Consider the following 13,368-nt stretch of genomic DNA (forward strand, 5'->3'; position numbering starts at 1 on the left):
TGCCGAATACAAACGATACGCGAAAGGACATATCCCTTGCGAGCGGTATGTCCTTTTGCTATATCGGTGAAAGAAAGGAAAGTGCCTGCGATGGATAAAGTGATGTCCAATAAGTCCATGATTGCGCTCTATGTCATCCCGTCCTTGTTCCTGCTGCTGGCCCTGATCTACATGCCGATCGTCATGACGGGCTACTACGGGCTGATGAAATGGGACGGCGTCGGCAAAATGAGCTTCATCGGTTTGCACAACTATATTGAGCTGCTCCGCGATCCGCTGTTTTGGAGCAGTGCCAAACATTCGTTTTTGCTGGCTTTGTTTTCGACGCTGGCTTTGCTCGTGTACTTGCTGGTGGCCCTCGTCCTGTCGGCCAATCTGCGCGGAGCGAACGTGTTCCGCAAAATCTACTTGATTCCTATGCTGCTTTCCTCCGTCGCTATCGCCCAATTATGGTTGAAAATATTCCACCCGACGAACGGGGTCCTGAACCATTTCCTGTCGTTCTTGGGGGTTACGCATACACCGGAATGGCTGTCCGATCCGTCCATTGTGCTTTACGCGATTTTTCTGCCGATTCTGTGGCAGTATGCCGGGTTTTATATTTTGATCTACTACGCGGCGTTGAAAAATGTGCCGTCTTCGCTCATCGAAGCCGCGCGCATTGACGGCGCGAGCCCGTGGCGCATCGCAGTATCGGTTCGCCTCCCGCTGATCGCGGAGGTCATGAAAGTGACCGTCGTGCTGGCGGTCGTCGGGTCTTTGAAATATTTTGACCTGATCTATGTGATGACAGGCGGCGGACCGAACGGTTCGAGCGAAGTGATGGCTTCCTATATGTACCGCAAAGCGTTCAAAGGCTACGACTTCGGCTACGCCAGCGCGATCGGCTTCTTCCTGCTTCTGATTTGCCTCGTCGTGACCTGGCTCATTCGCAAAGCGACGGCGTCCAAAGACGACATCCAATATTCCTAAAAGAAAGGGGCTGCCGACCCAATGCACATGGAAACGGTTCAATCCAAACCGCAAGCGCTCGCTTCACCCAGCAGATTGTTGGGAAGAATCGGCTACGGCCTCTTGTACGCCGTCCTGACGATTGTCGCATTCATCCAGCTCGTGCCGCTCTTGTGGCTGCTGCTGTTCTCTTTGAAAAATAATGAGGAAATTTTCAACTTGGCGCCTTTTGCCTTCCCGGAGAAATTTCATTGGGAAAATTACCAGAAGGTGTGGACGCTGGGGCATATCGACAGCTACTTCTGGAACAGCGTCTGGATGACGGTCGTCTCTGTCGGCGCTACGGTGCTGCTGGCCAGCCTCGTGACGTTCGCCCTCACCAGGATGAAGTGGAAGCTGCAGTCGCTTGTGCTGGGACTGTTCATGCTGGGGCTCATGATTCCCGTGCATTCCACGCTCATCCCGCTGTTCAGCTTATTTCAAAAGCTGCATTTGACGAATCACCCGCTGTCGATCCTGCTGTCCTATATCGCGTTCAACCTGCCGATCACCATTATGATCATGCTTGGCTTCTACAGCACGCTGCCGCGCGAGGTCGAGGAGGCTGCGGTGATGGATGGCTGCTCCGTCAACCGCATGTTCTTCAGCATCACGCTGCCGATGACCGCGTCCGTGCTGTCAACGGCGTTTATTATTAACATGATTTATAATTGGAACGAATTTATTTTCGTGAATACCTTCATCTCCTCCGAAAAATACAAAACCCTCACCGTCGGCGTCCAAAACTTCGTCGGCCAGTACACGACGGACTGGGGCGCGATCGGCGCGACGCTGATGATCTCGATTTTGCCGATCTTGGTTGCGTTCATTCTGCTCAGCAACCGGATCGTGGAGGGGATTGCGGCGGGGTCGGTGAAGGGGTAGAGCCATAATCGTTACTGCAAGACAGAGGGCCTTCAATATCGTGTTTGTATACCCATCGTTGGCATGGGTATTTTTTTTTTGTCCGTGTGAGCCTTGGAACTTAGATCCGGTTAGCGACGTCCCTCTATAATTCTTTATAAAGGTGTGGAAAAAAATATATCAATAATTGAGCTATGCGATCAGATAGTAAATTGAAGATATGTTTTGTCAAATCGAATGTGTATGAACAAAGAAACCAGCGTGATAGAGTGAAGTAAGCGCTTTATATAGGGGCAGGGGGGGACACAGACAACTTTGCAAGGAGCAGGATGAGTTCAATCTGGATGAAATGACCTAGTAACAGGGTCGAGGAGGTTCATATTGTGAAAAGATTAGTATCCATTGGGATGATCATGGTGATGGTGGTTAGCTTTTGTATCTCTATGCAGCCATCGATATCTTATGCAGCTTCGCCTTGGAATATCTTAAATGATAATTTAAGCGATTATGCTACGACGGGGTGGGGCACACAGAATACCGATAACACACATAACACGATTACGCAAAATGCGGATAACGTCACAATTGTCGACACGACATCGTTTTCCGCGTACCTGACGAAAAGCAATGTGCTGCCTGCAACGGGCCCATTTACCTTTGAAGTAAGAGCAAAGGTGAACGGTACGGGTACTCTGAACGAATTTACGGTGAGGAACACGAGCTATTTGTCCAGCTTTTACCTCACCTACGGGCAAGCAGGTGTGGTTCAGAATAAAGCATCAGGTTCTACGAAGACGTTTACGTTGGACACGACCATCTATCACACGTATCGGATGGTGGTTCATGCCAACTACATCTACGATTTATATGTAGATGGGAATTTGGCCTGGAGTGGAGCAACCAATGCGACAGGTGGGACGAACCTGATCAAGCTGGGTGGGGATTCGGCGAGCTATGCAAATGTTACGTTGGATCATGTCCGGCTAGGATCCGGTGAGATCTTGCCGGGCGGTTACCCGCTTAGCTCCATTCAGATGTCAGAAGTCATGACAACAGTCGGACAGGCGCCCGTGATGCCGACGGTTGTGACGGCGGTATACGAAGATGAATCCACAGCTGGGGTACCGGTGGTATGGGAAGCGATCACACCTTCTCAGTATGCGCAGCAAGGTGATTTTGTGGTTAGCGGCAGTGTGCAAGGCGCTGCGGTTCCGGCTTTGGCCCATGTGACTGTAAATGTCAGTTCAGCGGTAATTACCGCTATCGAGCCGGTGAATGTCACGACACAGGCGAAGATTCAACCGGTATTACCGACCGTGGTCAACGTAACCTATGAGGATAATTCTACGGACCAGGTTCCCGTAAGCTGGGCTTCGATTCCTGCTAATGCTTACGGCGCAGCCGGCAGCTTTGATGTCAATGGAGTTGTCGCCGGTACAGCGATTCCAGCTATCGCACACGTGACCGTGCTTGCGGCGGCAGCGGATGAGTTTGACCAGCTGCGAAGTAAGCTGAAGGATATGTTAACTGGCGGTACGGCCTACAATGCCGCCGATCCGGATATTGCGAATCAGGTGACAGCGATCACGGAGAAAGCGCAATCCAATTGGGATACGATGAATAAAGCGGGGAACCGTACTTATTTGTGGAGCGATCTGGATAGCACGTCGATCTCTGCTCAAATTACTTCAACGTATACCCGATTGAAAGAAATGGTACTGGCTTATGCAACGACAGGCTCTTCCTTATATCGCAGCACGGCACTGCTGAGTGATATCAGCAGCGCGCTCGATTGGATGTATACGAATCGTTACAACGAAAACAAAATTTTATACGATAACTGGTGGGATTGGTGGATTGGAACACCGCTTATCATTAATGATATTGCGGTCCTGCTCTATGACGATTTATCGTTCCAGCAAATTTCAAACTATATGACGGCGATTGATCATTTTACGCCGATTGTCGATATGACAGCGGCTAACCGGGTCTGGAAAAGCCAGGTTGTGGCGTATCGGGGCATTATCGTGAAGGATGCAGCTAAGCTGGCGATGGCGAGAGACGGTTTAAGTCCAGTATTTCCATATGTGACGCAAAGCGATGGCTTTTACAAGGATGGTTCCTTTATTCAGCATGATATCACGCCTTACAATGGCGGATATGGGGCAACGATGCTAGGCAATATGGCTGATGTCATGTATGTGCTCGGAGGATCGACTTGGGCAGTCACGGATCCGAAAGCCAGCAATGTATTCCAGTGGATTTACGATAATTTCGAGCCGTTTATGTATAAAGGGCTTGTGATGGATATGTCGCGCGGCAGAGAAATTTCCCGTTCGTATGTGTCCGACCATATCGCGGGGCAGCGCATAACCAGAGCGGTTATTCGTCTGGCGCAAATTGCACCGTTCCAACAAGCAGCCGATTTCCGAAGAATGGTGAAAGCGTGGATACAGTCGGACACGTATGCAAACTTTTTCGTCAATAATCCCATTAATTACATCAGGTTAGGGAAAACGATCGTGCAAGATGCTTCCGTTGTCCCCTACCCGCAAGGAGTGTGGTTTAAACAGTTCGCCAATATGGATCAGTCGATCCTGCGGCGTCCGGACTTTACGTTTGCCATTCGCATGCATTCAAGTCGAATTGCCAACTATGAGGAAGGCAACGGCGAGAATGTGAAGGGCTGGTTTACCGGTGACGGGATGACTTATCTGTACAATAACGATCTTGGTCAATTTTCGGATGATTTTTGGCAAACGGTCGATCCGTACAGAATGCCAGGTACAACAGTCGATCGCCAAATCCGAACAGGCGGCGGCAATAAGGTCAGTGGAAATGACTGGACGGGTGGTACGGAAATGCTGGGCTTATACGGCACGACCGGAATGGAGCTCGATGCACTGTACAGCAATTTGACAGCAAGAAAGTCGTGGTTTTCGTTTGATAATGAAATCGTTGCCTTAGGCTCAGGCATCACGAGCCCGGATAATCGTACAATTGAGACCATTGTTGAGAATCGGAAGATCAACAGCGCAGGCTCGAATGCGTTTACGGTGAACGGGACTGCGAAACCGAGCGCTCTGGGCTGGAACGAAACGATGAACGGCGTTACTTGGGCACAGCTTGCCGGGGATACTCCGGGTTCGGATATCGGCTACTATTTCCCGGAGGGGGCAACGGTAAAAGGGCTTCGGGAAGCAAGAACAGGCGCTTGGAGCGATATCGATAACCGAACGGGGGCGCTTCAAACGCCGTTTACAAGCAATTATTTGACACTATGGCTGGACCACGGGACAAACCCGACGAATAGCAAGTATCAATATGTTACACTTCCGAATGCGACATCCGGACAGACAGCGACCTATGCCAGTCATCCGGATATCACGATTCTAGCGAATACTGAGGATGTGCAGGCTGTCAAAGAGAACAGCTTAAACGTTATCGGAGCGAATTTTTGGAATGATAAAGTAAAATCGGTCAATGTGGACGGAAACAGTTGGATAACGAGTAATAAAAAGTCCTCTGTGATGACACATCAGACGGCGCAGGATCTGGACGTCTCTGTATCTGATCCGACGCATGATAATACGGATAGCATTGACGTTGAGATTAACGCCTCGGCTTCGGGTGTCATTTCCGCCGATGCTGGCGTAACGGTGAAACGCTTGACACCGACGATTCAATTGACTGTGCAGACTGCGGGCGCAAGAGGCGCGACCTTCCATGCGAAGTTTAACATGACGGCGAATTCCGCAGTGCCGCAAGCACCTGATCTGACAAGTGCGACAGCAGGCAACCATGCCGTAAGTTTAACCTGGAGCAATGTGTCTTCTGCCACTGGCTACCAAGTGAAATACGGGACTGTCAGCGGAAACTACACGAAAACTGTTTCAGTGGGTCTTGCTACTGAATTGACCATTAACGGTCTTGCGAATGGAACTCCGGTTTATTTTACCGTCACGGCACTGAATCAGCTGGGGGAGAGCGCCAATGCGAATGAGCGCAGCGTTGTTCCAGCCGGTGAGCAATGGGACCTGATCGACGATGATATGAGCGCATATACTGCGGGATGGGCGACACAGGGAGCCGGTACGATCACCCAAAATATCGGCGAAGTGAATGTGGTTGATAAAACCAATACAGCTGTCTATTTGTTGAAGAACGGTTTTGCAGCACCATCAGGGGCCTTCACGTTTGAAGTGCGGGCGAAGGTGGCGGAAGCCGATACCATGAATGAATTTTCAATTCGCAGCTCGAATTATTTGATCAGCTTCTATCTAACTTACGGCACCTCGGGAACTGCACAGAATAAAGCGGCCTCTTCGGATAAGACGACTACTTTGGATACGACGGTTTATCATGCCTACCGAGTCGTCGTTCATGCCAATTACACGTATGACTTGTACGTCGATGGCAATTTGGCCTGGAGCGGGGCGGCGAGTTTGGGCACAGGCTCGGATATTCTGAAAATAGGCGGGGATTCGGCTTCCCATGCCAACCTTGTATTGGATCACGTTAAAATGGGGAACGGTGAAATGCAGCCAGGAACGGCTGCCGTCAGTTCTATTCCGCCTGTTCCCGTGACAACACGCGTAGGGGCTACGCCTGTGCTGCCGGCGCAAGTTGCTGCACAACTGGATGATGCGACAACGGCTGACGTGCCCGTCAGCTGGGATGCGATCGATCCTGCAAATGTGGCGCAGCAGGGCACGTTTACCGTCTATGGGCAAGTCCAGGGCGGTACGCCATTGCTTGCGCAAGCGAATGTTACAGTCCTGGACACGCAGGCTGCGATCGTATCCATAGCGCCGGTCGAGGTAGCAACTTCCAAAGGAACTGCGCCGAGCTTGCCAGCACAAGTGCTGGTGACGTACAGCGATAATATTACAGCTCTGGTTCCAGTGAGCTGGAGCCCGATCAATCCGTCGCAGTATGCGACCGCAGGCACGTTTGAGGTCGATGGCGATGTTGCAGGGACAGCTATTCAAGCGCATGTTACCGTGAATGACCATTTAACATGGACCCTGGAAAATGAGGCGCTGCGCACCAAGATCGAATACATGGATAATGGCAGTATTCGCATGACCAGCTTTTATAACAAAGCGGCCAATGTGGACTATATGCCGCAGCCTCCGGCAGCGAATTTATCGACATTGTTCCATTACAATTACCGTTATCTGGCCGCCGGAGATACAGGGAAAGAAGCGATTACGACAACTCAAGCGCTGGATGCCAACGATGGCGGGTATGTGCTGGGTACGCCGACGGAGCATGCCATTACGATGACAACGGCAACGGGGCAGACCTCTGAAGTGGGCACACGTCTGGAAATTCCGGTTACCAAAGACGGCATTACCGTTACCCTTTCTTTTGAACTGTATAAAGGAAGCGCCGGCTTGAAATATCAAGCGTATATTCGAAATAATCGTGCAGATTCAAGACTTCAGATTACATCGTCCGATGTGATCAAGCTTGATTTCCCGGATCTCGCGCATGATCTGCATTATGTCTACCTGTCAAAGTGGTATAGTACGACCGGTGGCGTGGATAAGACAGACACGAAGAAAGACAGTGAAGATATTAAAGTCATTATTAATCGCTATGACACTGGGGATGGGTTCTATGTCGGACCTGAGGTCAATTCGAAAACGGAAATTTTGAAGAGAGATCCGAGCTCTACGGATACAGGGGAGCCGTATATGACGCGTTCTTTTGCCGGGATCAGCGCCTTTAAAGGCGATAAGGTGAAGGTTGCGACGAATCCCGAGGCACTGCAGCTCGTATTGTTCCCCAATGAGCAATTCCCGTATATTGCGGTGAATATGAGCGTGTTCAAGGGTGATATCGTCGATGGGAAAATGGCGGTTGAGACGCATTTGCGAGAACGTTTCAAATATAACAACACCTCGACCCTTCTCAACTCGAACGATTGGGAGTGGGGAATTGGAAAACGGAATGAGGCTTACTATCGATCGACCGTTGTACCGACCTTGAAAGCAGCAGGATTCGATATGGTAATGTTCGATGACGGCTGGAATAACGTGGGCGATGCAGGTACGTCAAGAGACGGCATCCAGCCGCTCCCTTCGTACACGGACGATATGAACAGGCTGACGAACTATTATCATGAGCAAGGGCTTATGTTCGGATTATGGTATTCCATGACCGGCGGTTATCATAACCGCGGGAATGATTTGGCGGATCCGGCAGTAATTGCTGCTAAGAAAAATAGTATTGAGACGATGATTCAGAATTACCATTTATCGCATCAGATGGTCGATTTAACAGAATTTTGGCCGAATCAGGCTGTTACATCCTACTCGCATCCGACGGATAATGTGTATCGTAAAAATGTGCTGACGAATCAGGTGCTCAATGATCTCGTAGATGCGTATCCGGACTTTAAAGCGAAATATACAACAGAAGTGGATATTTGGCCGACGCAGGGTGACCGTACGAATGAGCTGCTGCACGTCATCGATAACGGTTGGACAACGTCCACAACGGAGTATGGCGAGAGTTTAGATATTCCGATTACTGCCGGGCTGTTCGGTCATATGCCGCTTAATTCCGTTTACTTTAATATCGGGAATATGACAAGCGGAGATATGTCCTTGTACTACAAATACTTGTTTGCCCGTAATGTCAAGCATGGTATCGATCCCGGGACATGGAGTCAAAAGGATATCGATCTCATGGCTAAATTTAATGCTTGGCGGAAATCTGATCGCATTCGGACCTTGACGGATTCGATCATGCGCCCTGTGTATAACGGTCCTGGCTGGGACAGCAATGTCGCTGCGAATTGGAATCAGAACAGCGGGCCGTATGCGATGATGCAGGTGTCGGAACAGAAAGATCAGGCGCTGTTGATCGCAACTGGCGGCGACAAAGCAGGCGCATCCGTTGTGAATGTTAATCTGCGCTGGCTGGATCCGGCTAAACAGTATTTGATTGAAGATGTGTCACTTGACGATACAGGCATCTTTACGTATCGATTCAAGGGGCTGCAGACCGGAGAGCAGCTCAAGACGTTCAGCATTGATCTGGATGAGAATTCTTCCAAGGGCAAAGCCTACTGGATCCAGGAGTACCACGGAGACGATTATCAGTTGCTTTACGCTGATGAGCAGATCACAAATGCGACGCTTTCGATGTCCGGCGGCAAGCTGGTCATTCAAGGCACAGGAACGGCAGGAAGCTCCGGTAAAGTGATTATCTACGGGAAGAACGAGAATGCTGTTATGATCGTAGATCTGAGTCTTGGTACGAGCGGTGCCGGACAGTTGACGATCGAGCAGTTTGAGCAGACAGAAGATGTATTCATTCCTAAACTGCCTGCGGCCAGCACATTCATAGCGGCTGATCTGTTCAGTGCGAATCTGACAACGGTTAGCGGCGGGACGGCAACCAAAGTTAACAGCGGAGCAACGTCCAACGCTTCTCCGAGCGGGATGAACTTCACTTCAACGGACGCGTCAGCCGGCAGCTACATCGAATATAAAATCAGTGTGCCGAAGGCTGGCGTCTACAATGTGCAAGCGGCTGCGAAAGTATCGACGACGAGAGGAAGCGGCCAATGGTTCGTTGAAGGCGCAGCGGCAGGCGCCGTCTGGAATCAAAATGAGGCCGAAAAAATTAAGTTCTTCGATTTAGGCACGATTACGTTTAACACAGCTGGCGAGAAGAGCTTCCGCTTTGTCTTCCAAGGCGGCGCGAATAAAACGATTAATACGGACCGTTTCGTTCTTACGCCTGTTGATGTGTTAACGGGAAGCACCCTTGAAGCAGAGAGTGCCAAATTAACAACACCCTCGAATGGTGCAAGCGTGTCAATCGGCACAGATGCTGCAGCGAGCGGCAGCAAGTATGTATCGGGCACGATGACCGGCGGCATCGGGGAGCGTGTAGCGTTAACCTTCGATGTGGACCGTACCGGCACTTATGATGTGGTGGTTGCCCATAAGGTCCATGAGCAAAGAGGGATTGTGCAACTGCTCATCAATGATGTTCCTTTCGGCGAACCGTTTGATCAATATGAGAATACGACGAATGCGAAGTATGTGGATCACAATTATGGCAGCTATGCGTTTACGCAGGGCGAGTATACATTTACATTTGTCGTCACAGGTAAAAATAATGCTGCAGTTAACTACAATATGTCACTTGACGCCATTAAACTCATGAATAAAGCGCCAAGCATTACATTTGTGGGGGATACAACCGTTCAGCAAGGTCATTCAATTACGGTTAGCGGTCAGGTTCAAGGCCTGCAGCCGTTCTATGCAACCGGCGATTATGTGAAATGGAGCATCGATAGTCAGGTTGCTGCGAATGGCAGCAATAAGGTCGTGACTCTCCAGTCCAATGGCTTGGAGACGACGGTAACAGGCGTTCAACCGGGTACGGCACGTTTGAAGCTGATGAGTACGATTCATGCGAATGCGGTTGGCTATGTTCAAATTACAGTGAGCGAGGCGGATGCGCCACAGGTGACAATTATCTCATTGACACCGGTGGAGGCGCGGACACAGGCCGGCACAGCACCGCAGCTGCCAGTGACTGTTGAGGCACGCTACAGCGACCATACGTCGACAAACGTGCCGGTTGTCTGGGATGCCATTCAGGCGGCTCAGTATGCGCAAGCAGGCGTGTTCACGGTATCCGGCGAAGTAGCGGGTACAGAACTGCGTGCGAGTGCCAATGTCACCGTGGCTGCGATCCAACAGCCTGGCGGCGGTGATCAGGGGGAACCTTCGACGCCATCTGCCCCAGTGACTCCGACGCCATCCACGACAAGTACAGGAGTGGAAATCACAGAGGAACAATTCCAACAAGCGCTGGAGCAATCGGCGGACTCAACGCTGCACTTTGAACTGCCGCAGGCAGAGGGAACTGACAACATCAAAGTCAATCTTCCGGTTGCCTTCTTGAAGCAGGCAGTTGCAGGTCAGATTAAGCAAGTTACATTTGCTTCAGGCACCAGCCAAATCACGGTTCCTGTCCAAGTCATTCGTGAGGAAACGGATGCGATGCATTTGCATATTAACTTCGGTGCTGTGGAAATGAAGGATCTTTCTGTGCAACAGCGCCAAGCGGTTGGCAGTGGAATCGTGTATCGACTGGCTATGCAAATGGATGACGCGTCAGTTCAGACGCTGAATGGACAAAAGGTGAACATTGTGCTTGCTTATAAATTAAAGCAAGGCGAGAAGCCGGAGCAGGTCGTTGTCAGCAAGTTGACAAGCAATGGCCACAAGGAAGTTCTCGTTCATGGCACGTATCGTCCGGCAACCGGTGAAGTCGTGTTTACGGCAAACGAGCCCGGCGATTATCTCGTCGGCTACCATGGCGTAAGCTTCCAGGATCTGAAGGATGTCGCTTGGGCGGAATCAAGTATTCTGGCGCTGGCTGCCCGGCAAATTGTCCAGGGCGTTGATGAGGGGACATTTGACCCCGGCAGCCCGGTAACAAGGGCTGAGTTTCTGGCGCTGCTGATGCGCACATATGGACTCGACGATGGGGATGCCCAATCCAGCTTCCGCGATGTAGCCACGAGCGACTGGTACTACAGCGCAGTTGCCGCAGCACAGCAATTGGGGATTATTACCGGACGCGAGGACGGCAGCTTCGATGCGCACGGAGAGATCTCCAGGCAGGATATGGCGGTTATGGCCTATCGTACACTGCAGGCGCTGGAGCTGAACGTGAGCACTGACAGTGAGCCGCAAGCCTTCCAGGATCATACGCAGATTGCTGCATATGCGCAAGATGCGGTTGCCGCCATGCAAGCTGCAGGTATCATTGAGGGCAGCGGAGGCAGTTTCATGCCGCTTGACGCAGCTACAAGGGCGCAGGCAGCTGTTATTATGGCGCGACTCTTACAGAAGAGCGAGTAAAGGTTTAAGAGCTGCTGTCGCTTTTGCCTGGCGAATGCCTGGCGGACAGCGGCTCTTTTTAAACAAATATCGTGGAATGAGAGCGAATATATCAATAATTGACAATAGGCTGAAGGTAGTTGATTGAAGATAGTTTTTATCAAGTGGGAATCGTATTCATCTGTTTTCGGGAATGTTACCCTGTTTACAGGGAAAGAAAACGCTTTATAAATGATAACTGGAGGCAAACACAATGAAAATGATGTCAGGAAAAATGCTAGGAATGGCCTGCCTGGTGGCCTTAAGCGCAACACTTGCCGGCTGTGGAGATAGCGGTACAACTTCACCAGCTACGACAGCTCCAGCTGCGGCGGAGAACCAGACGGCGAAGCCAGCCGATTCCGGTAAGCCGGTTACACTTCGGTTTTCCTGGTGGGGCTCCGATGTAAGGCATAAAGCGACTTTGGCAGCGATCGACGCATATACCAAGCTGAATCCAAATGTGAAAATTGAAGGGGAATATCAAGGCTACGATGGTTATCAGCAAAAGATTATGACACAGATTGCCGGCGGCTCCGCTCCGGATATTATGCAGCTCGATTATCCTTGGTTGTCGGATTTGGCGGCGCAAGGGGATATTTTCATGGATTTAAGCAAGGAGTCTGCGATTGACCTGACGCAATTCCCGAAGAAGATTTTAGATGAGTATGATTCCGTTAACGGCAAACTGGTTTCCCTGCCGATGGGCACGAACGGTTTCGGAACGATGATCAATAAAGCATTTTTTGATAAAAATGGTCTCGATACCAAGACACAGTGGACCTGGGAAAAACTGATCGAAGAGGGCGAGAAGCTCAATCAGAAGAGCAAAAATCAATTTTTGTTTGCAATCGAACCGGGAACTACAACAGGCGGCTTAGGGGAATTCGTATTGAACGAGTATTTGTACTCGAAGAACGGCACTTACTGGGTGTCCAATGACCCTGCGATCAAAGCCTCCAAAGAGGATATTGCCCAAGGCTTGACCGTGATGAAAAAGCTGTTCGATAGCGGGGCTGCGCAGCCATTGGGTGATGCAGCGCTGTTCAGCGGCAAGATGGAGCAGAATCCGAAATGGGTCAATGCCGAAATGGGCATGACGCTGGACTGGTCTTCGACGGTAGGCAAGTACAAGGCGGCAGCCGGAGACGGTAAATTTGCGGTCGGCATGCCGATCTTTGCCAAGGATGGTAAAGCGCAGGCAGTGAAGACGAAGCCGTCGATGATTGTGTCAGTGAATAAAAAATCGGCAAACGCACAGGAAGCTGTAAAGTTTGTCAACTGGCTGCTGAACAGTAAGGATGCCTCCCTGATTTTGCTCGATACTCGCTCGGTTCCAACCTCGGAAAGTGCGAAACAGGCACTTGTTGAAGCAAATAAAATCGATCCGGATATTGCGAAAATGGTGGATAGCGCCCTGAAGAACCCGGCTTCCTCGCCTCCAACGGTTCAGAATAATCCGGAAGTTGCGGATATTATCCGCGATGTTTGTGAAAAAGTGGTCTACGGAAATCTGACGCCGGATAAGGGCGCTGAGCAGCTCATGCAGCGTGTACAGGAAAAGTTTAAAGACATTAAGTAAGGTAAGGTGAAA

4 protein-coding genes are annotated in these 13,368 nt (G+C 50.5%); all 4 read left to right on the top strand.

All coding sequences use genetic code 11. From position 1 onward, the window contains the following. The first annotated feature begins 90 nt into the window (after positions 1–90). The 4 genes from ABE504_RS00465 (at position 91) to ABE504_RS00480 (ending at position 13,356) form a co-directional block, all read left to right on the top strand. Entirely contained in the window at positions 91–972 is an 882-nt protein-coding gene (locus ABE504_RS00465) for a carbohydrate ABC transporter permease (RefSeq protein WP_430082948.1), read from the top strand. A 21-nt stretch (positions 973–993) separates the two neighbouring features. Then, a complete protein-coding gene (locus ABE504_RS00470) occupies positions 994–1,875 on the top strand; it encodes a carbohydrate ABC transporter permease (RefSeq protein ID WP_430082951.1) in 882 nt (293 codons plus the stop codon). 362 nt (positions 1,876–2,237) lie between these two features. Beyond that, complete coding sequence (locus tag ABE504_RS00475) at positions 2,238–11,756, top strand: polysaccharide lyase family 8 super-sandwich domain-containing protein (RefSeq protein ID WP_430082954.1); 9,519 nt, start codon at positions 2,238–2,240, stop codon at positions 11,754–11,756. A gap of 232 nt (positions 11,757–11,988) precedes the next feature. After that, entirely contained in the window at positions 11,989–13,356 is a 1,368-nt protein-coding gene (locus ABE504_RS00480) for an ABC transporter substrate-binding protein (protein ID WP_430082957.1), read from the top strand. Positions 13,357–13,368 lie beyond the last annotated feature (12 nt).

It is taken from the genome of Paenibacillus oryzisoli (genome assembly GCF_050467285.1).
GTDB classification, from domain to species: Bacteria; Bacillota; Bacilli; order Paenibacillales; family NBRC-103111; genus Paenibacillus_E; species Paenibacillus_E oryzisoli_A.